General features: G+C 40.9%; 17 protein-coding genes. 1 reads left to right on the forward strand and 16 read right to left on the reverse strand.

Going from position 1 to position 22,547, the window contains the following annotated elements; all coding sequences use genetic code 11:
• The first annotated feature begins 364 nt into the window (after positions 1-364).
• Complete coding sequence (locus AC5WOE_RS13870; protein ID WP_496052823.1) at positions 365-1,153, forward strand: hypothetical protein; 789 nt, start codon at positions 365-367, stop codon at positions 1,151-1,153.
• Positions 1,154-1,540: 387 nt separating this feature from the next.
• On the opposite strand, the gene AC5WOE_RS13875 is transcribed toward AC5WOE_RS13870, so the two are convergent.
• From AC5WOE_RS13875 to AC5WOE_RS13950, 16 genes are all read right to left on the reverse strand, one after another.
• Positions 1,541-4,522, reverse strand: coding sequence for a Tn3 family transposase (locus tag AC5WOE_RS13875; RefSeq protein WP_496052824.1), 2,982 nt, complete (start codon positions 4,520-4,522; stop codon positions 1,541-1,543).
• A gap of 251 nt (positions 4,523-4,773) precedes the next feature.
• Entirely contained in the window at positions 4,774-5,100 is a 327-nt protein-coding gene (locus AC5WOE_RS13880; RefSeq protein ID WP_496049159.1) for a hypothetical protein, read from the reverse strand.
• 106 nt (positions 5,101-5,206) lie between these two features.
• The gene (locus AC5WOE_RS13885) at positions 5,207-6,697 is read right to left on the reverse strand and encodes a HAMP domain-containing sensor histidine kinase (RefSeq protein WP_496052825.1); all 1,491 of its coding nucleotides are present in this window, start codon (positions 6,695-6,697) and stop codon (positions 5,207-5,209) included.
• The gene (locus AC5WOE_RS13890) at positions 6,681-7,361 is read right to left on the reverse strand and encodes a response regulator transcription factor (RefSeq protein WP_496049161.1); all 681 of its coding nucleotides are present in this window, start codon (positions 7,359-7,361) and stop codon (positions 6,681-6,683) included. The genes AC5WOE_RS13885 and AC5WOE_RS13890 overlap by 17 nt, the downstream gene beginning before the upstream one ends.
• Before the next feature lie 371 nt (positions 7,362-7,732).
• Positions 7,733-8,884, reverse strand: coding sequence for a cell division protein FtsZ (gene ftsZ, locus AC5WOE_RS13895; RefSeq protein ID WP_496049162.1), 1,152 nt, complete (start codon positions 8,882-8,884; stop codon positions 7,733-7,735).
• Between the two features lie 16 nt (positions 8,885-8,900).
• Entirely contained in the window at positions 8,901-10,136 is a 1,236-nt protein-coding gene (gene ftsA, locus AC5WOE_RS13900) for a cell division protein FtsA (RefSeq protein WP_496049163.1), read from the reverse strand.
• Positions 10,137-10,281: 145 nt separating this feature from the next.
• On the reverse strand, positions 10,282-11,013 hold the full coding sequence (locus AC5WOE_RS13905; protein ID WP_496049164.1) for a cell division protein FtsQ/DivIB: 732 nt from the start codon (positions 11,011-11,013) through the stop codon (positions 10,282-10,284).
• Positions 11,014-11,609: 596 nt separating this feature from the next.
• Complete coding sequence (locus AC5WOE_RS13910; protein WP_496052826.1) at positions 11,610-11,876, reverse strand: hypothetical protein; 267 nt, start codon at positions 11,874-11,876, stop codon at positions 11,610-11,612.
• 1 nt (position 11,877) lies between these two features.
• On the reverse strand, positions 11,878-12,789 hold the full coding sequence (gene murB, locus AC5WOE_RS13915; protein WP_496049166.1) for a UDP-N-acetylmuramate dehydrogenase: 912 nt from the start codon (positions 12,787-12,789) through the stop codon (positions 11,878-11,880).
• A 24-nt stretch (positions 12,790-12,813) separates the two neighbouring features.
• Positions 12,814-13,929 (reverse strand): undecaprenyldiphospho-muramoylpentapeptide beta-N-acetylglucosaminyltransferase, encoded by a 1,116-nt coding sequence (gene murG, locus AC5WOE_RS13920; protein WP_496052827.1) that lies wholly within the window; start codon positions 13,927-13,929, stop codon positions 12,814-12,816.
• Between the two features lie 13 nt (positions 13,930-13,942).
• Positions 13,943-15,043, reverse strand: a complete 1,101-nt coding sequence (spoVE, locus tag AC5WOE_RS13925; RefSeq protein ID WP_496052828.1) for a stage V sporulation protein E — start codon at positions 15,041-15,043, stop codon at positions 13,943-13,945.
• 32 nt (positions 15,044-15,075) lie between these two features.
• Positions 15,076-16,431: a UDP-N-acetylmuramoyl-L-alanine--D-glutamate ligase gene (gene murD / locus AC5WOE_RS13930; protein ID WP_496049169.1), complete on the reverse strand. Its 1,356-nt coding sequence runs from the start codon at positions 16,429-16,431 to the stop codon at positions 15,076-15,078.
• Positions 16,428-17,390 (reverse strand): phospho-N-acetylmuramoyl-pentapeptide-transferase, encoded by a 963-nt coding sequence (gene mraY, locus AC5WOE_RS13935; protein WP_496049438.1) that lies wholly within the window; start codon positions 17,388-17,390, stop codon positions 16,428-16,430. Before mraY ends, murD begins: the two co-directional genes overlap by 4 nt.
• Before the next feature lie 79 nt (positions 17,391-17,469).
• Positions 17,470-18,849, reverse strand: a complete 1,380-nt coding sequence (locus AC5WOE_RS13940) for a UDP-N-acetylmuramoyl-tripeptide--D-alanyl-D-alanine ligase (protein ID WP_496049170.1) — start codon at positions 18,847-18,849, stop codon at positions 17,470-17,472.
• Positions 18,839-20,323 (reverse strand): UDP-N-acetylmuramoyl-L-alanyl-D-glutamate--2,6-diaminopimelate ligase, encoded by a 1,485-nt coding sequence (locus AC5WOE_RS13945; RefSeq protein ID WP_496049171.1) that lies wholly within the window; start codon positions 20,321-20,323, stop codon positions 18,839-18,841. Before AC5WOE_RS13945 ends, AC5WOE_RS13940 begins: the two co-directional genes overlap by 11 nt.
• Before the next feature lie 284 nt (positions 20,324-20,607).
• Entirely contained in the window at positions 20,608-22,524 is a 1,917-nt protein-coding gene (locus AC5WOE_RS13950; RefSeq protein ID WP_496052829.1) for a stage V sporulation protein D, read from the reverse strand.
• Positions 22,525-22,547: the final 23 nt, after the last annotated feature.

Below are 22,547 nucleotides of genomic sequence, written 5' to 3' on the forward strand. Positions count from 1 at the left end.
ATTTAGTACCGCAATCAGTCCTAAAATGTGACCTTCACACCTTCCGTTACAACCATCAGCAAGGTGAGCTCACCTCTTTGGGGTAAGGCACTGATTAGGACATTGAGGGATCGACTTGGAAATTAATTACAAATTTCCGTTAATGTTTAGTGTGTTCAGTAACAAAGACAAGGTTATTTAACTGGTCATTGAATATCGAACAGGGAAAATGAATACATCCACCGTTAGAAAATGTTTATTTTTTTGATAACTTAATCCAGTCCAGAAACTTATTTGAATTGAAACATGCTCTCCTCTTTTGCTATCATGAATATTAAGTATTGTTGGTATGGGTTGTAGCCCACCTGAGACTCAGGGAGTCATCATGTTCGAAACCCTTCCGCACGGATTCGTACCCAACCAGTACGTCGTGAGTTCCCTTCTGCCCGGGTGGTTGCAGGCGAAGATCGACGCCGACTGGCAGTCGACGAACCCCGAAGGTCGCAACGGTCGCGTCTACGCCGCCGTCGTCAGTGACGATGCGAAGAATGTCCACCTCTGGGACACCTCGTTCGCCGTGCGTGCGTCGCGAGGCAAGGAGCTGGAGATCGACATCTCCTCCCTCGGAATGGACTTCAAGACGTTCCGCAGGGAGTACTCGAAGCTGCTCGACCAGCTCAACCGGCTCCCCGAAGAGATGGTCATCGTTGAACTTCGAGGTGGCGTACTGGCGGTCAAGATCCAGTTCAAGACCGTCAACATCGCCTCCTTCGGGGTCCGTCGTTGGCGTTGGCTCCCCAAGTGGGTTGCCAACCGGCTCCCCAAGTGGATCGTCGCCGGCGAGCACAAGACGGCTGGTGCGTTCCCCTTCGCGGGAATCCTCGACATCCCCGACCTCTTTGCCCACGCGGAGCGAGAGATCACGGAGGAGTCGGGGCTTCCGGCCAACAACCTGCAGATCATGGGCGTCGTGCGCGACAAGAAGAGCATCAACTTCGTAGGGATCTACGACGCCCCCTCGAAGAGGGAGTGTCGTCGTCGCTTCGACCGCCGGGAGGACCCGGACAACGAGATGAAGAACCTTCTCTTCCTCTCTTCTGCGGAGGAGGCGAACGGCCTGATTAAGAAGTGGTCCCCTCTTAGTGAGGTGGTGGAGGAAGCGCTCTCGCGCTGAGCCTCTGACACCCACACCAACGGCACCCCGCTGTCTCTTAGGAGAAAGCGGGGTGCGCGACTTTCCAGCAAAAAAAGTGGATAGGCTACTGAATCGTCTACACTTATCTGGACAAATCAAAACCAACTCCTGTGTGTTGCAAAACCGATATCTTTCTGAACACATAATGAGGGTAATTGTAAGGAAACTCGCAAATGAAAATGTATTTTATTTCCATAGTTGCCCCTCATTTCCCGAATCGGTGCCATACCCCTCTTTGAGATGAGTTGCGCAATCCCCTAGTAAGGGAAAGGCGACTGGAAACAATTAGCCTTTGCTAATCGTTTCCAGTCGCCGCGTAATTTATATAAAATGCTATATTAACTTTGAAGACTCCAATAAATGATTTTAAGCGACATTCAATTTAATTGGTATTCGCTTTTCCATATTCAACTTGAAAGTTCCATATGGATTTACATGATGATAAAACAATGGAGATAATCCTCTAAAATCTTCTGGTGTCATTTTCTTCAACCAGTATTGATTGTTTTCATAGAGAACTTCTTGAACCATCAAGGTATTCATATAGACTAAGCAATTTTGAAGCAACTGAAGGGACAATGCTGACACCTCTTGATCCTCCAAAGAATTCGAACGCATTTCACTATTTTTTCCGTAGAAGATAAAGGTATTAGCAGAGTTCCAATTCTCCACCGTATTGAGGCCTTCCTGGATTTCTCTGCGAATTTCTTCCGAGTGTAGGTATTCACATAAGAAAATGGTTTTAATGGCTTTGCCTAATTCACAGATTGCCCGATAGGTGGGATGTTGGATATCCCTTGTAAATCGCTTTAAAATAGCCTCTGCCGATGCAGTTCCTAAACGAAGAGCAGTAGCATATTTGACGATCTGTTCATACTCTTGTCGGATGAGATCCCAGTTAATTGGTTTGCTTAATACAGGTTGTAAGTGAGGATATGCTTCATTCATTCCTGTTTCAGGGCGATACAGCTTTTGCGAACCAATATTTTTGAAGCGTGGCATCAGTTTAAAACCGAGCAAATGGGAAAAAGCAAAGGCAACGACACTCTGACCATGCGTATCGACATAATTTTTATTTACTTCCATATCCGTGCAATGGCGAAGAACGCCTTCCATCATGGAAGCAACTTCTGAAGAAAGACAAGATTTTAGTTGAGAATAAACACAAGCTGACTTCCGATCTACGTGCCAATAGATCATAACTCCGCGTCTTCGATAACGGGGATGCCACTGAGTTAAGAAATTTTGATCCACAGCAACAAATGCGGTAGAGTCAGAAGCACAAGCAGTAGTAGCGTCTCCCCAAACTTCTTTCAATCGGTAAAGGATAATTCGGTTCACCACTTCTGCATTGGCTTTCCGCAAATGTTCTTTATGGATAAACTTATACCGCAGATAGCGAAGTTCCCGATAACTATCGGTACCATTTCCAGCAGAAACTGCCTTTAAACCGGTATTCGTTCCTAGACCAAACAAACAGAGTAGCAATCGTCGTTGAATCGTTTCTTGATCTAAAATCTGTCGATCCGCGGTAGACTTAAAATGCTCGGTAAAATGGGTATGAAAGTCCGTTTCCTTTAAGATATCGAGCAAATTGAGATCAGACCAGCGTTTCTTGATGTGATTTTTAATTTGCACCAAGTGCTGAGGTTCCTCCTGTTTCTCTAGTGGAGTGACTTTTATCCAGCCTTTGTTATTCTTCGTAGTAATCACTACTTTTAGATTGCTTTTCTCTTCGAACCCTTGATTCAATAGACTTAGGCTATCTTTCATCAAATCTTTTATTTTCGAGATGAACAGTTCGACATCCAGTGGGATTTTCAAGGCTTGAAAATGCTCTTCTTTGTGTTCTTCAAAATTTTGGGGAAGATCCTCTTCTGGGTTCCGATAGCGATCTGCACCTTCAATCCAAATTTCTTTGCAGCGTAGTCGCTTTCGTAGCGATTGCAAAACAGCAATCTCATAGTTTACTCGATTGACGCGTTCTTCTCCTTTACTATCCGTTTCAATAAGGATCTCTTTCCATTTCGGTTGGATGACTCCCTCAATTGGTACTTCATCCGAAAGAGCGAAATAGCGTTGTCCACTTTCTTCATAGTCTCGAATGAGTTGAATCGCTTCAATTACCGGCTGATGATTTTTATTATTCGAATGAAAATCCAGATGTTTTAACATGTCACAGAAAGAAGATCGGTAATGCCCTTGATAGGAAGTGTGCATCTTGGTGTAAATTTTTTCTCGGTATTCCCGTTTGTTTCGTTTCATTTCTTGGATGATATTTCGAATGGTTTCTGGATTTACCACTTGATATAAGGTATCTTGGATCACACCTTCTGGATGGGTAATAGCAGCTTCCAATAAATCAATGATGTGTTTGTTCTTTCCTTCTACTTTTTGTAAATCTTTTACCACTTCGATTTTGATTTTGTTTTCAGCCTTATTTCCAAGTTTTCTAGTAACTTCATCGATTAAATCTGCCAAGTGATCGGTGACTTCTGCTAAGCGATGCCAAAATAAAATGGCAAGCAAACTATAACGAATATAAGGTGGATGGGCACGAAGCTCCGTTACCGTTTCAGTAGCTGCACGCAATCGATAAATCTTAAGTATTTTCGGAGTTAATTGTTTGCATAGCGAATCAGGAATTTGAAGATGACGAATCGCTAACAGCTTTTTTATTTCTTCCTTCATCGTGTTTACACTCGGTTTATTGGGAGACGACAATAGATAGCGAAAAGTGAGGGTTTCCTTCTTTTGTTCTTCTTTCCATTCCTCGTTTTCTTCCTCTATAGCGGACTCAAGAAGAGCATCCAACCGTGAACAGGTGGTTTCAGATAATTGTTGGTATGTTGTGTGATAGAATGTCTTTTCAAATGTATCAATGGCGGAATGAATCATTCGTTCCAAAGTAATCGGTTGAGGTGGTTCTACCTTCCATTTCCGAAAAAGGCCATAGACCTTTGTTATTAAGTCATTGGTATCATGGCTAAAATGGACTTGTTCTTTTAACCATGTTTTTAAGCGTCCCTTATCTTTTTCCTGAATTTCTCGAAAACCAAAAAATTCTCTGATTTGCTTTCGGTGATAGGTAAAATTGCGCTCACTACCACCCCAGCGATATTCCTCAAATAAGTCTGGAGGTAGATCTAATTGCTCTGCAATAAACTCAATCACTACTGGAGGAATGCCTTGTTTCTTATTGGGAAATTTAGCTTCGTGTTGAAAATACTTCAGTAAAACCGTAAACCCTAATCGACTTGCTCCCGTTTTATTTCCAATGAGTTGTTTTTCAACTGGAACCAATCCAAAATGTTCTAATAATTCATCTGGACTCCAATTCCGCTTCATCAAGTTTTTCCCCCAATCCGAATAACTATTTTTGATTCTAATGGATTTCTCATTAAAGAAGACCTTTCGAATTAGGAGAATCATTTACATCATGATGCTACTTTGCGGTCTATGGTAGGAACCCTGTCACTACCCCTTATTAAAAATTTAAGTTTTTCTTTATATTTATTTATATCATTTAACTACAAAAAAACAGTGCTGATTGACTCGGCACTGTTTTGATTTCACTTCTTTTTAATGGTGCTGTGAAGTTACTTTTTATGTGTTAGGATTGGAGCATGTTTTACTAATACATGATGTTTTTTATGTTTTATTACTGGTACATGATGTTTTCTATGTTTTATTACTGGAACATGTTTTTTGTGTTTTATTACCGGAACATGTCTTTTGTGCTTTATTACTGGAACGTGTTTTCTATGTTTTATTACTGATGTTGGAGTTGGAGTTTGATGTTTGAGTTCAACAGATTTCACTGACTGCTTGTCTAGGGCTGCTGCATGTGAAGTACCAGCAAATGGAATTAATCCTCCTAGTGATACAGCTCCTACTAATGCTATCGTGATGATTTGTTTTTTCATAATATGTAACCTCCTTGTTAAATACATGAGTAACTATACAGAAGGAATAAGTCAGGTATATGTCCAGATTATTTATATTTTTGAAAGATTTTTGAATAATCCTAACCTATTTCACATTAACGCTTGGAAGTGCAAGTGTAAAAGTAGTTCCATCTGATGAGCTTTCTGTCAGAACTAAAATTCCCTTCTGTGTTTCTGCCAACATTTTGCTAAAAGGCAGCCCAAGTCCCAACCCACTCACTCGATCCTTTTTAGCAGCACCACGGAAAAAACGCTCAAAGATAAACGATTGTTCAGACAATGGAATTCCACAGCCGGTATCTATCACATCGACGGAGATCATTTCCTTACTATCTTGATACAATTTTAATTCAATCTTTCCGTCTTCTTTATTAGCTGTTTGACTATTACGCAATAGATTGAATAGTATTTGCTGAATTCTTAGACGATCACCAAGCGCCCAAAGTATATTTTCCGGTAAGGAAACAGTTACTTCGATGGAATCATGTCTATTTGTTACTTGCCAATGATGAATAACTTCTTTGATTAATTCATTCATATTCATCTCTTCTATGTTTACCTGAATTGCACCGACAGCATAGGAATTAAAATCCAGCAAATCTTTAATCATATTTTTTAATCTTTTTGATTCTGCAATTGAAATATCTAAAAATTCTTCAACTTCTTCTCCAGTGACAACCTTATCTTTCACAGCCTGTATTAAGCCACTTATCGAGGTAACCGGCGTTTTCAATTCATGTGTTACACCTGCTAAAAGTTCTGTTCGCATTTCTTCTAGTTTTTTTAAGCGCACAGCCATTTCTTTAAACGAAGAAACTAACTCATATAATTCTTTTTCTCTAATTTCTTCTTCTGATAAGGAAACTTGATAATTTCCTTTGCGTATTTGCGATGCTGCATCGGCTACTTTACGGATAGGTCGAGTTAATCGTATGGATAACCAATAAATAATAAAAAAACCTGAAATACCTAGTAATACGATAATGATGAACCAAGTTATAAATAAATCTTTGGAGATATTCCCCAAGAGATCTTTCTCCGTTATAAACATATAAAGATTCCCATTTACTTTATTACTTTTACGAATTGGTTCTGAAATAAGATACAATGTCCCTACACTTTTTGTATGTATTGTTTCAATTGCTTCTCTCGTCACTAATTTTTGATTAGAAAGGATTGCTTTAATTTCTGGATCTTTTACCTCTTGATTTTGGAAAACAGCTCTACCATACTGATTGGAAATTTGGATATATGCTTTTTCATTAATCACTTGTACTTTTAAATCGGTAAATCTCTCTTTTCGCTTACGAATGTTTTCATCAAAGTCATTATGATCTGATGCATTTATATCGCTATTTGGAGCCTTCGTCTGATTCAGTGGAGGTTGATTTTCAGCAAGATCTCTAGCAAAAAACTTTAGAAAAGTTAATCGATCTTCTATTTGCAATGACTTCATCCAATAATTCGAAACCAATCCCACAATGATTAAACATAAAAGTAAAATGAGTACATAACGTCTGGTCCAATGCTTAATTAATGAAACCTGCTTCTTGCTTGTTTTATTTTGAATGGACATATAATTGATAACCCACTCCTCTTAAGGTAACAATTTCTCCTTCTTTTTTTGACCACTTGGATAATGCTTTCCGCAATCGTTTCACTGCTAGGTCTACAGATCGATCACTTCCATCAAAACCAGCTCCCCATACATGATCTAACAATTGTTCTCTCGTAAATGCTTGATTGGGATTTTTCACTAAAAACAATAATAACGATAAATCTCGTGGGGTTAGATCAAGTTTTTCTCCATGCAATATAACGATGTGAGCATGAAAATCAAGCTTTAATCCACCATAATAGATAACATCCTTCTCTTCTAAAATCTGATTATACCGACGTAAAACAGCACGTACACGCGCAACTACTTCTTTTGGTTCAAATGGTTTGCTAATATAATCATCTGCTCCATGATCGAGTCCAGTAAGTTTTTCGTCTAACTTATCTAATGCTGTTATCATAATTACCGGACATGGACTTTTGCTCCGTATTTGTTTTAATACTTCCCAGCCATCTGATTTAGGAAGCATCACATCTAACAAAACAAGCTCTGGCTGTAGTTGATCAAATTTTGCTATTGCTTCCTTCCCATCATAGGCACGTTCTACCGTATATTCAGCTTTTTGCAAATAGGCAGACAAAACACGTGAGATAGCGATTTCATCTTCTACAATTAAGATCATGTTTTAAGATTCCTTTCCTGTATCCTTATAAACTTACTTTAACAAAAATAGATACAATTAATACTAGCGAAGATATACCCTTTTCACAACGGCACAAGCACACCACGTATACAGGTCGTGCTGCTGTACTAAAGCACAAAACAGTCCCTCCTCTGTCTCATCATACATAGGTGCAGCATCCTTTTTCATCTGAGCAGATGAAGAAAACATAACTATTTGATCCAGCAGTTCAAATATAATACTTTTTAAGTAAATTTATGGAATATATTACAAATAAAACATAATTCTCCATTAAAAATGCACCCCTTAAAGTTAGATTTCTTGGCCTAACTTTAAGGGGCGCACATTATAAAAGCGCGATTTGTATTTAATTACTTTTTAAATTGATTCCTCAAAAACGTAGGGATTTCATAGCTTTCATCAATCACAGGATTGGTGTTTTTGTTGTTCTTTTCTTCATTTTGAAGCCGAATGTTATTGTGTTTAAAAAGTGGAGTAAATTCATTTTCCCGTTCATGGAAAATAGGTTTCTTGGATTGTGTTGTTCCACCCGTTTCTTGGGATTGATTATCAAATCCAGTTGCTATAACGGTAACGAGGATCTCATCTTTAAGATCTTCGTTGATCACTGCCCCAAAGATCATGTTTACTTCCGCATGAGAGGCTTGGGTCACAATATCAGCAGCTTCATTTACTTCATAAAGACTGAGATTTGCTCCACCTGTAATATTCATCAATACCCCACGTGCTCCATTGATGGATGTTTCTAGTAAAGGACTACAGATTGCTTTCTTCGCAGCTTCTGTCGCCCGGTTGTCACCTGCTGCTGTACCGATTCCCATCAAAGCAGAACCGCGTTCTGTCATGATGGTCTTCACGTCAGCAAAGTCGAGGTTGATCAATCCAGGTACAGCGATTAAGTCGGAGATACCTTGAACCCCTTGACGCAGTACATTGTCCGCTTCACGGAAAGCTTCTAACATCGGTGTGTTTTTATCTACAATCTCCAACAGACGGTCGTTTGGAATCACGATCAACGTATCGACATTCTCTTTTAGAGAAGCTACACCTGTCTCAGCTTGTACAGAACGCTTTCTTCCTTCAAAACTAAATGGTTTGGTTACTACCCCAACTGTTAAAGAACCTAGCTCACGAGCAATATGAGCGATCTCTGGAGCTGCTCCTGTGCCGGTTCCTCCGCCCATACCTGCGGTGACAAAAACCATATCTGCTCCGCGGAGTACATTTTCAATTTGTTCACGACTTTCTTCTGCCGCTTTTTTACCTACTTCTGGTTTGGCTCCTGCACCTAAACCACGAGTCAACTTTTCTCCAATTTGCAATTTGATAGGCGCTTTGGAACGATTCAATGCTTGGGCATCAGTGTTCACTGCAATAAACTCTACACCTTGTACACCCGCTTCAATCATGCGATTGACAGCATTGCTTCCTCCACCCCCAACACCAATTACTTTAATCTGTGCGATTTGTTCAATATCAAACTCTAAGTCAAAACCCAGCATGCTATTCCCTCCAACACTATATAAATTCACTTAACCAATTTTTCATCCTCTGAAATGCAGATGGCCGCTTCTTTTCTTTCATCCGAGGCACTGTTTCTTTACGAGGTGGTTTGTTTACTAAAATACTTCCCTGCTTCGCTAACTGATGGATCATGCTGACACTTGCTAAAAAAGCAGGTGAGGAAATGGAAGTTTCTTTTGATCTAGCAATACGAACTGCTTGTCCTAACTGGGATTTAGCTGCTTCTAATAGATAGGGAGTTTCCGTTACTCCACCTACTAATACATAACCACCGGCAGGTTCTGCTGCAAAACCCATTGCTTTGACTTGCTGATTGATCAGCTGGAAAATTTCCATAATGCGTGGTTCCATAATTTGCGCCAGTTCTAACTGTGAAGAATATCGTTCTTTACCTGCCATCATCGGAATCGGGATCGATTCTCGTTTGTCTGCATGTGCCTTTACTGCAATCCCATGTCTACATTTTAACTCTTCGGCAACATCTTTTTGGGTTTGGAGAACGTACACTAGATCTGTAGTAATATATTCTCCACCCATAGGAATAACTGCTGTACCAGCCAAGTTTCCTTGGGAATAAAATGCTAATTTAATCGTTCCGCTACCAATATCGGCTAGAACAACTCCTAAATTTTTCTCATCTGCTGTCAGGGTAAATTCACTAATAGAAAGTGGCAAAAAGACGAATCCCGCCATATGTAGCGAAGCTTTTTCTATACAGCGATAAACGTTGTGGACTACCGTTTTGGAACCAGTAACAACCATGGCATCTACTTCTAATCGTACCCCAACCATGCCGATCGGGTCACGAATTTCAGGAATACCATCCACAATAAACTGTTTCGAAACTACTTCTATAATAACGCGCTCTGGTGGAAGTGCGATAACTTTTGTTGCTTGTAACACACGTTCCACATCAACAGCCTCGATTTCTCGATCTTGATTTAAAGTCGCGACCACACCATGGCTATGCTGGATGGAGACATGATTACCAGATAAACCTACATATACATCTGTAATCTCTATACCAACCATTTGCTCTGCTTGTTCTATAGCAAGCCGTACTGCCCCTGCTGCTTGTTCAACGTCGATGATGGTTCCTTTTTTTATACCTTGAGACACAGCAGTACCAACACCGACGATAGGAAATGTTCTATTCTTCGTTAATTCCGCTACTACAACTCGTACTTGCGAAGATCCAATATCTAACGTTACTAGATATCCATTGCTCATGTCTTGGGCACCTCCTTGCCCGAAGAGTATCGAAAAGCGGGATAAGATAGTATCTCTTCCATGTGATAATTCAACAGTAAAGACAAATCCCCTTTTTCTGGTATGTAAATTACATAATATTACAGTAATGGAAAATAGACTGATTTTAATGTTCAGGTGTAAACCATACGCTCTCCAATAAGTGAACCGTTCCAGGGGGTTGATTCAAAAATCTGGAATATAATTTCATCTTTTCAGCTAATTGATCAATTCGAACCTCTACTTTATGCTCTCTGCGTGTCGAAAGCACAGCATATGCCGGCTTATTTTCCAACGGTCGTACGGTCAAAATTTGACTGCGCGTAGAAGCCGGTAAGTGAGCAAATTGCGATGTAAGTTTCGAAAAAGTAGCTTTTTCTTTGTCCCATCCTTCCATTACGGGCATTGTTCTCAACATAGAGGTGACAGGATGAGTTTGGAGAAAAGCTCCATTAGCCAAAAGAGGGATGAGAGCTTGCTCGTCATCTATGTAAGCGATAACCGGATATTCCACTACTTTGATCGTGATAGTACTGGGAAATTGCTTATCCAAAGTGATCAGTTTGACTGCACTTACTCGATGAAGATTGGATTCTACATCCTTTGTTTTTACACCAAAAAAAGACATTCCTTGGCGAATCCCCGATTGCTGTAAAATTTCCTGTTTGGTTAAGATTTGATTACCAGTAATGGTAATTTTGGAAATGTGACTGAGTGGGGAGCGTAGAAATAGTACAAATAGAATGCCTATGAAAAACAAAAATATAAACAAAACTGCCCATAATGATGGAGCTTTGCGCTCGACTCTGATGCGAAAAGGAGGAACCCTTTCCACCATGCCACCTTCTCCTTTGTCCAATTTCTTCCCTCTATACTACCACAAAAGAAAAAAGGAGAGAATCCCAAAGATAAAGCAATTGGAAATAATCTCCATTTTTTGTATTTAAAATTTATTTATTTTCGTTGTCCCACCACTGGGTGTGGTGGGCTCGGTGCTGGTTGAGATCAAAAAGTCAAAGCCAGCAGAAGTTTCGGATGTCTGTCAACTGTTCAGAATCTTGGACCCTATCAGCATGCAGCTGACTCCAAAGAGAAACAGGATCACCGTCGGCTTATCGACCGTGTAGATCATTCGGTACCTCCGGAGGGCGAGCATACAAAGGAAACCCAAAACGAGAACCACGAGACCAATAGGCGTCTTCAAAACAATCTCCTGAGCAAGACAAATACATTCGGTTTATTCGAGTATAACATGTTATTTAAATTATAAAGTAAACTAAAATAAATCCATAATAGTCCCTATTTTCTATCTAATTAAGCAACATAAAATAGGAGACCCAAAATGGAACTCCTATTTACCTTTATATTTATTCTTATTATCATCTTTTTAGTGCTCGTCGTGATGAGGGGCTTCTCTTCAAGTCGTATATGAAACACGATGAAGAGAGGTAGAACTTAGAACAGCCACTGCCACATGCCGATTAAGACATCCAGAGCAGCCCAAAAAGTAAAGCGCCATCGGTGATAGCTGAGGACCTTCAGGGCATCGATCATCTCGCTTTGGTCATCGTTGAACTTCCTGCGGAGCTTGGCAGCGGACCAAAAGCCCAAGCCGGCCATAGCACCGAAGATGACCGCGCTCCAAAAGATAACTCTCACGGTGACTCCTTGGTAGAATTCCAAGCCTATTTTTATTATGAAATAAGAATAGTTTTCAAGCAAACTATTCTTCCCCGATAACCTCTACTTCCGGAACAAGCTCTACATTAAATTTTTCTGCAATCGTCTTTCTCGCATGATCGATCAAATCTAACACATCACTTGCTTTGGCTTGTCCCAAATTGATAATAAAGTTCCCATGAAGCGTAGAGAACTCTGCATCCCCAATTCGGTATCCCTTCAATCCAGCGGCTTCGATCAATCTACCAGCATGATCTCCTGGTGGATTGCGAAAAGTACTTCCAGCACAAGGATATTGCAAAGGCTGTGTCTTGCGTCTTCGATCTTTAAAGGCAGCGAGTGATGCCGTTATTTGTTTGGCATCCCCTTTTTCTAGTTCAAAGGTTGCTCCTGTGACGATACCCTTGATCTCTTCTTGAAGGATGGTGGTACGATACCGGAAATGTAATTCCTCATTGCTCAGTTGTAACCATTGGCCAGATTCTGTGAGTACTTCTGCACTCTTTAACACTCTGCTGATTTCGGAACCATGGGCACCTGCATTCATATAAACGGCTCCACCGACATTGCCGGGAATGCCCCCTGAAAATTCCAAACCGGTTAAACCAGCTTTTGCTGTTCTGCTCGCTAATAAAATAGTGGAATAAGCTCCGCCAGCAGTTACCGTTGTTCCTTCTATTTGCAAATAGTCAAATGCTTTTTGAAGTTGAAAGACAACTCCTCGAATCCCCCCATCTTTTACAAGGAGATTGGAGCCTCTGCCAATCACTCGCCAAGGCAATTTATGTTCAGTAACGACTTTCATCGCATTCATTAATTCTTCTTTATCGGCAGGTTCAATATAAAAATCTGCGGGACCTCCCACTTTCCAAGTGGTGTGTCGGGAAAGGGCTTCGTTCTGTTTAATATGGGTTACTCCATGCTTTTGGAACTCTTCTAATAGATGTTTTTCCATCGTTCCCTGTTCACCAACTTTCTTCTAGGAGTGGACATTTGTTGTTATGAGTTGTTCCAGTTCTTCTACGATTAGAGTGGCTGCTTCTGGGCGGCCCAATGCTTTGGCATTTGCGCTCATCGCTTTTCTCTCTTCTGGGTCAAGAACGAGATTTTCTATCTTACCCCATAGATTCTCTCCATTACAATCTCGCTCCAACAATAACCGGGCAGCACCTTGTTCTTCTAATACACGAGCATTTGCTTCTTGATGGTTATTGGTCACATAAGGAGATGGGATCAAGATGGATGGGATTCCAAGCGCAGTCAATTCAGCCAAAGTTGATGCACCTGCTCTTGCTACAACGAGATCCGTTGTCGCCAAAACATCAGGCATATTATAAACAAAAGGTTTTACATCTAAGTTGGGATATTCTTGTGTATTTATTTTCGCAGTAATGTCTTGATAATGGACTTCTCCTGTAATATAAACAAAGCGTACACCTGGAAGGTTTTTTAGCTTTGGAAGCATTCCAAGTACTGCTTGGTTAATGGATTTTGCACCACGGCTGCCGCCAAAAATGAGTACGACAGGTGTATTTTCCATCAAACCTAATGATTCTCTTCCTTTTGTTCTGTTTGCTCGAATTACTTCGGTAGCACGTGGATTTCCAGTGTACACAACTTTTTTAGCACCCGTCAAATGTTTGGCAGTATCTTCTAGACTTACTGCTACCACATCTGCAAAACGAGCAAGAAACTTAGTCGTCAATCCAAGAACGGCGTTTTGTTCATGAATCATCGTTGGAATATTTAACTGATGAGCCGCAAAGACTGCTGGTCCACTCACATACCCTCCTGTACCAACTACTACATCTGGTTGAAATTTTTTTATGTATTCTTTTGATTTGCTCACAGCACGAATAAATTTGCGAACTGTATTCACATTCTCCCAAGACAGGCTGCGTTTAAAGCCTTGGATTTCCACAGTAAAAAATTGTACTCCCTCTTCCTTGGGAACAATCTTGGATTCTAGACCATTATCTGTACCAATATATCCAATTTCTACTTCTGGATATTTTTCTCTAACTGCACGAGCAATTGCTAGTGCAGGATAAATGTGACCCCCAGTGCCACCACCGGTTAGTAAGATGCGTTTCATAGTTGCTCCTCCCTCACTGTTTAACAAAGCGTGATAAACTAAGTAAAATTCCTACAGCTGCTAAGGTCAGGGTCAATGATGACCCTCCATAGCTTAAAAACGGAAGCGTGATCCCTGTTACAGGGAATGCTCCAGATACAACTCCGATATTGATCCCTGCTTGAATCATAATCATTGAAGTAACACCAGCAGCCATCAGACTGTAAAATTGATTCGGCATTGACATGGCAACACGATAACCGCGCCAAATGAGTATGGCAAATAAAATAATTACACTTGCCGCACCGACAAACCCGAGCTCTTCGGCCAATATCGAAAAGATAAAATCGGTATGCGGCTCAGGTAAATACAGATGTTTTTGTCTGCTCATACCAATCCCGAGCCCCAGTAATCCACCAGGACCAATGGCAAAAAGAGATTGAATCAGATGATAACCGGCTCCCAACGGGTCCTCCCATGGATTTAAAAAGGCAACAATTCGTTGAACCCGGTAAGGAGCAGCTAGAACCAAGCCGACAAAGCCCGCAATACCTAACATCAAAAAACTTCCTAAGTGCTGAAACCGCGCTCCTGCAACAAAGATGAGAATGAGGCCTGTTCCCATCAAGACTGTACCTGTACCTAAATCAGGTTGTAACATAATCAAGCCAAAAGCAGAGCAAAGAAGTAACATCCCCGGAATAAAACCTTGTTTAAACTTCTCTATCTGAAAAGATTTCTTCGAAAACCAACGAGCAAAAAAGAGAATCATTCCTAGTTTGGTAAACTCCGAAGGCTGAATACTAAATGCTCCGATACCGAGCCAGCTTCTCGCTCCATTTCGCAAAATCCCAACACCAGGGATCAAAACGATCAAAAGCAGGATAAAACATCCGATTAAAACTGGCTTTGCTGCAAAATAAAATTTATCCGGGTCCATTCTTGAGATTATAAACATACAAAATACACCTAGGGCCGCAAACAATACTTGCCGTTTCGCAAAGAAAAAACTGTCTCCAAAACGGTGATAAGCATAAGCAGCGCTTGCACTATAAACCATTGCTACCCCGATGATAAGTAACAAGAAAATAGCTGCTACAATCAGCTTATCAGGTTTTTTAAGACTACTGTGCATAGGGCAACACCTCTTCTTGGGACTTGCTCTTATTACAAGGTATGCACAGCTTGTTTAAAAATGCGTCCTCGTATTTCAAAAGAGGTATACTGATCCCAACTGGCGCATGCAGGGGATAAGACAACAATATCTCCATCTGTAGCGATGTTGCTTGCATGATGTACAGCATCTTCTACATCTGTTGCATGCACAATCTTGATGATTCCCGCATCATTTGCCCGATCTGCTAGGATGGATGCGGTTTCTCCATACACAATTGCAACTTTTACATGCTCACGTAAAAAGGGAACCAATTCTTGAAAGCCTACACCACGATCTAATCCACCGCCGATCCAGATCAAGGGTTCACTAAATGCTGTCAGTGCCGTAATAGCAGCTTGGGCATTTGTCGCTTTTGAATCGTTATAATAACGTACATTATTTTTTGTCGAAACATATTCTAAACGATGTTCTACTCCAGTAAAGGATTGCAGTACACCGCGGATCGCTTCCTTCTTCGCCCCTGCTGCTAAGGAAATAGCCGTCGCTGCCAAAGCATTTTCCAAATTTCTGTCCCCTGGCAGAGCTATTTCGGATAGCGGCATAATTGCTTGTTCTTCACCATTCATACGAGCGATCATCCATCCATCTCGCACAAATAGTCCTCTTTCTACTTCCTCTTCGATCGAGAACCAATAGATGCTACCTTTTTGCGAGTTAGCTACTTTCCTGCATAACTCATTATCAAAATTAAAAATAGCGATATCTGGAGTATCTAAATTTTGAAAGAGTTTCGCCTTACTCGCTACATAATCTTCGATGCTTTGATGATAGTCCAAATGAGCGGGAACAATATTGAGTAATGCTGCAATTTGGGGATGAAACGTTTTGGTCCCTTTTAATTGGAAACTACTCAATTCTGTAACGATCCATTTCTTTCCTGATATATCCTCCACTGCATCTGATAGTGCACGTCCAATATTACCAGCAACTAAGGCAGGTACATTCGACTTATCCAACATTTCACCAACGATAGTAGTAGTGGTAGTCTTGCCATTTGAACCTGTTATACCAATGATGGGAACATCTAATACAGATGATGCTAATTCTACCTCTGTTATGACAGGAATTGATCGTTCTACTGCTCTTTGAACAGCTGGGTTACTGTATGGTACACCAGGATTTTTTACCAGCCAGTCGATCTGATCATGAATAATCTGATCGACTGGTGCCCCAAAATGAACAGGAATACCTAGGTTTTGGAGATCTATCGCTTCAGGGCTGTCAGAAGGGGCTTTTTTTTGTTCAAAAACTTCCACTTTTGCCCCTATTTTCGCCAACAACTTGGCTGCGGCAACTCCGCTTTTTCCAAGTCCAAGCACAGATACTCTATCTTCTTTTTTGATCATCGAACAAACACCTCAAGGTAAATACCAACACCAGCTAAGAATAAACCTACGAACCAAAATGTCGTAACAACACGCCACTCAGACCAGCCTGTGAGTTCAAAGTGGTGATGCAAGGGACTCATGCGAAAAATCCGTTTCCCACGTATTTTAAAAGAAAGAACCTGTAACATGACAGATAACGCTTCAGCTACAAATACGCCACCAATCAACGGTAACAATAACTCCGTCTTGGTGATAACCGCTAGAGCTGCAAGTCCTCCCCCAAGTGCAAGTGAACCTGTATCCCCCATGAATACTTTTGCAGGATGTGCATTAAACACCAGAAATCCAAGAAGTGCTCCAACTACGGAAATCGCAAAAATAGCAACGGTATAATTGCTTTGTACCATCCCGATTATGGCATAAGCACCATATGCCACTGCGGCGGTTCCTGCTAATAATCCATCTAATCCATCTGTCAAGTTAACAGCATTTGAAGCACCAATCATCATAATTAACAACAATGGTAAGTAGAGCCAGTTAAGCTGGATCGTCCAATCTGTTCCTGGTATATCTACGTTAAAAATAAATTTAGAACTTCCACCTGAATCGATACGAAGTACTCGTACTTCAATCAAAACCCAAAACAACACCATACCAATGAACAATTGACCAAGCAGTTTTTGACTGGCTGTCAATCCTAAGCTACGTTTCATTACTACTTTTATATAATCATCTAAAAAACCTATAATTCCGTATCCAAGAGTTGCAAACAATAGAAAGAACAAGTCTGAGTTTACAATCGGTTTCGAATTATTTAAGAGTATAAAACTACTAAATGGCAGTGCTGTCAACACCACAGACATGAGGATAATCGTCCCGCCCATTGTCGGTGTTCCAGCCTTTTTTAAGTGTGCTTCTGGTCCCTCTTCCCGGATACTTTGACCAAATTTCAATCGCTGTAGTGTTGGAATAATCATTGGACCAAGAAGTACGCCAATCCCAAATGCTACTGCGAGTGGAATGAGTATAATTCGTATATCGATATTTGCCACCACTCTACGCTCCCTCTACTAATTGTTTCACAATACGATCTAATCCAGCTTTTCTTGAAGCTTTTACTAAAAGAAGAATGTTTTCATTTCCTTCCTGATCAAGATAGGAAAAAGCTTCTTCATTGGTCGAAAAATGCTTCAGTTGCATTTGATTAGGAGAAGCAAGCTTGGCAGCTTCATAAATCCATAACCCTTTTGCCCCTATTGTTATCAATCCTGCAAGATTCTTGGTAACAGCATATTTTCCAACTTGCTCATGATAGGATTTTCCCTCGTCTCCTAATTCTTCAATTCCTGCAAGAAGTGCCCATTTTTCTAACTCAGGCTCTACTTCTGCTAAAATATCAATCGCTGCATTTACCGAAGTAGGGCTCGCATTATAGGAATCATTAATCACTTTCAACCCATTTTTCGCCACTGCCACTTCTAACCTCATCGGTGTTGCAGGAACAGCCTGTAAACCTTTTGCTATATCTTCTTCTGGAATATCTAGTAATCTCCCAGTCTCAATCGCAAATAAAGCATTTTTGATATTATGTCTGCCTAACAATGGCAAAGTGTAATGGTGTCCTGTCTTACGGGAGGAAAAAGTCCAGCCAGTAAGTCCTAGACTCTGTACATCTTCTGGACCCTCTTTACACTTTTTGTTCCAGCCAATGGAAACGATATTACTAAAAGGAATGTCCTTCTTTAACAATGGCTCATCCCCATCCAATAGTAAGGTTCCATTTTTGGATAAACCATCACAAATCTCTAACTTTGCTTGAGCGATTTTTTCTCGGCTACCGAGATAACCGATATGAGATTCTCCTATATTTGTCACCATCGCGATATCAGGTCTGGCTAATTTAGAGAGCTCTGATATTTCGCCAATGTGATTCATGCCCATTTCGAGTACGACAACTTCTGTTGTCTCTGGCATCTGCAATACCGTCAACGGAAGACCAATATGATTGTTAAAATTTCCAGCTGTCTTATGTACTTCAAAAGTTGTGGTTAAAACACTTGCAACCAAATCTTTTGTTGTTGTTTTGCCGTTGCTGCCTGTAATCGCAACTATTCTACAACATGTTTCCGTTAGATAACGCTCTGCCAATTGTTGCATTGCCAATAAAGTATTTGGCACGACAATCAGTGGAATCGATACATCAGGTAAAGCACGATCTTCTTGCCACAATGACGCAACTGCACCTGCTTCTACCGCTTTATCGATAAACTGATGCCCATCAAACACATCTCCAATAAGTGGGATATACAGATTCCCTGCTGTCAGTATTCGGGTATCCGTTGATACTCCTGCTGCCAAAAGAGTTTCTCTATCATCCTCTTTATGTTCATAGCTTCCTGACACGGTCTCTAGTATCCAATTTATTCTACGTTCCATGCTGTTCACCCTTTATTGCCTCATAAGCTATCTTTCGATCATCAAATGGATAGCGAACACCATTTATTTCTTGATATGTTTCGTGCCCTTTTCCCGCAATTAGCACCACATCACCAGGTTTTGCTAACTGCACGGCATGTTCAATCGCATTTTTGCGATCTTCGATCGTCATATACCTTTGTAAAGAAGTAGAAACACCCTCTATCATATCTGCAATGATAGCCTTAGGCTCTTCTGTTCTTGGATTGTCGGAAGTTATAACTGTGAAATCACTAATTTCGGTAGCTATCTTTGCCATCAATGGTCTTTTACCACGATCCCGATCTCCTCCACAACCCACCACACAAATTACTTTTCCTTTCGCAAAAGATTTAGCAGTTGTTAGAACATTTTGAAGACTATCCGGGGTATGGGCATAATCGACCAATACCGTATAATCCTGTCCAGCTTGCACCGATTCAAAGCGGCCATCTACTCCTGTAAGCGATTCTAATGCTTGTTTAATTTTCGTCAAATCAATTCCCTCGACTAGAGCAACAGAAGCAGCTGCTAGTGAATTATAGACATTAAACGTACCAAATAGAGGCAGACAAATGGATACATTACCTTGATAGGTATGCAGCTCAAAAGACACACCATCTACTCGATGCTCGATATTCACTGCTCGAACATCGGCCTGTTCCGAAATGCCATATGTAATGACCTGAGCTGGTGAGATTGTAGCAAAATAACTGGAAGCGGCATCATCCACATTTAACACTGCTACTTGCGTTTTGTCTTTTTCAGGGGTGTAATCATTGCCCAATTGGCTAAATAAAAGACCCTTTGCTTCTCGATATTGTTCCATCGTCTCATGATAATCGAGATGATCCTGCGTTAAATTGGTAAAAACGGCGATATGATAATGAGTGCCCCTCGTTCTTCCCAAATGCAGAGCATGGGATGAAACTTCCATTACCGTATATTCGGCTCCTTCATCCACCATATAACGTAAACTCTTTTGCAGATCGACCACATCAGGGGTGGTATTTTTAACTGGGATAACGTTATCTTTGATCTTCACCCCAATTGTGCCGATAATCCCGGTCTCCCTCCCTACAGACGTTAAAATTTGTTCGATCAGGTGGGAAGTAGTTGTTTTACCGTTAGTTCCTGTTATTCCGATTAATTTTAATTGTCTTGATGGAAATTGGTAAAAGGTGTTTGCCAAAAAGCCCATTGCTCTTCTAGTATCTGGCACTCGAATCATCGGAACAGTCGTTTCCACAGATTCTTCTACAAGTACTGCTACAGCACCATTTTCCACAGCAGTTTGGATATAGTCATGACCATCCACCGTAAACCCGCGAAGAGCAATAAACAAATCTCCTTGCTTCACCTTTCTCGAATCCGTTTCGATTCCGGTGATTTGCTCATCACTTGGATTTGTCCATTCTTTTACATGTAATACATCTACTAGTTCACTTAATTTCATTATAAGGTAAACCTCCCACTCCACTTGTCAAGAAAACTTGGCATTGTGTCTTGCCTTTAAGACTCTGAAAGAGGCTTAGCTACACTTAAAATAAACGATAAGTGTAACAATAGAAAAACCAGGTATGGGGGTCCTGGCAATCATGACACCCATTTTAACATAATTCACGCAAAAAATCCCTTGAGGGAGAGTGACGAAACAAGCAACGAATCGAAATATAACCATATTGTGAAACAACAATAGGCTTCCACCTCATTGTAAAAACACAGATGGAAGCCGCTAATTTATTTGTCCCCTAAATACATCCGAATCAAAGTACCCTTTTTTACCCGCTCTCCTGGACGTGGGATTTGGCTGATGACCAATTTTCCTTTTCCTACTGTTTCAATTGGTATTGTATACAAACTATTTTTGATCTTATCAATATCTTGACCAACAAAATTTGGAGTGGTGACAATCGTATCATAAAGCGGATTTTCTTCTGGTTCAATTTGATTTTTTCGTTTTGGTACTTTCATATACCGCATGGTATCTCCAATAATATTTCCTACGATAGGAGCAGCAACGACCCCACCAAATTGGATACCTTTTGGATTGTCAACTGCTAAATACACCACAATCTTTGGATCATCAGCAGGAGCAAATCCAATAAACGAAACGATGTGATTATTTTGAAGATAGGTGCCATTCGGCCCTACTTTCTGCGCTGTTCCAGTTTTCCCGCCAACACGATAGCCATCTACAAATGCCTTACGACCTGATCCTTTGGCAACAACGCTTTCTAACGCCGCCCGTACAGCAGCAGATGTATCTGCTGTTATAACTTGTCTTTTTACAGCAGGGCTAATGGTGCTTACAACTTGGTCATTTTCTGGATTTATCCATTGCTTGGCAAGATGTGGAACCATCAATTTCCCGCCATTGACAGCTGCTGCTACAGCGGCCACCTGTTGAATCGGAGTCACTGCTACCCCTTGACCAAATGCAGTAGTTGCAAGCTCCACTGGTCCCATACGCGAAGGTTTAAACAAGATTCCTTTTGCTTCTCCATTAAGGTCTATTCCTGTTTTCTGCCCAAACCCAAATTGATGGATATAGGACAACAGTTTTTGTTTTCCAAGCCGTTGGCCTAAGGTGACAAATCCGGGATTACAGGAATTTTCTACGACTTCCAAAAAGGTTTGCGAGCCATGTCCGCCAGACTTCCAGCAGCGAAGTCGTGCCCCGCCTACAGCAATAAAACCGGGGTCGAAAAATCCTTCGTGTAAGTTTACTTTCTTCTCTTGCAGAGCGGCTGCTAAGGTAATAATTTTAAATGTCGAACCCGGCTCATACGTTTTCCATATTGGCAGATTGCGGTTGTAGATCAATGGGTCTGTTGTTCTATATTGATCTGGCCGATAAGTGGGGCGACTGCTCATCCCCAGTATTTCTCCTGTTTTGGGGTCCATCGCAATGGCGATCACATTTTCTGGATGATACTGCGCCATTGCTTGATCCAATTCTCGTTCGATGATTTGTTGAATATTTAGATCAATTGTAAGCTTTAAATCCATCCCGTCTTTTGGCGGTGTGAAGCGATCTACCCCTCCTGGCAACTTTTCTCCACGTGCATTGGCACTAAACGAAATATATCCCGGGGTACCTTGTAATTGCTTGTTGTACTCCAATTCCAATCCTGCTAACCCTTGATTATCAATTCCAGTAAAGCCAAGGATGTGGGAAGCTAAACTTTGATAAGGGTAATAACGTTTGCTATCTTCTGTAACTACTACCCCTGGTAATTGTAACCCCTGAATCTCTTCTGCCTTTGCTTCTGATATTTTTCTCCCATAGGGATTAATCCGAACGATAAGCTGTCTTTTCTTTACAAACGGCAAAATCTTTTCTTCTGGCACACCTAATATTTTTGCTAGTTTATAAGCTGTTCCATCTTTATCCTTGATCTGAGCTGGTACGACCATCACCGAAGGCGAACTGATATTATACGCAATCAATTCCCCATTGCGATCCAAGATGCGTCCACGCTTTGACGCAAAGGGAATATCCCTGCCCCAAAGATTTTCCGCTTTCCCTGTCAACCAAGGCCCTTGTACCAACTGCACAAAAGTAAGACGACCGAGCAACGCGATCAGTACAAACAGTGCAATTGAAAATATAATGAATAAGCGTTTTTTGTGCGTAACCAATAGCGCTTTCACGTCTCTTCATCCTTTTCCACTAT

It is taken from the genome of Shimazuella sp. NTD248, assembly GCF_059510395.1.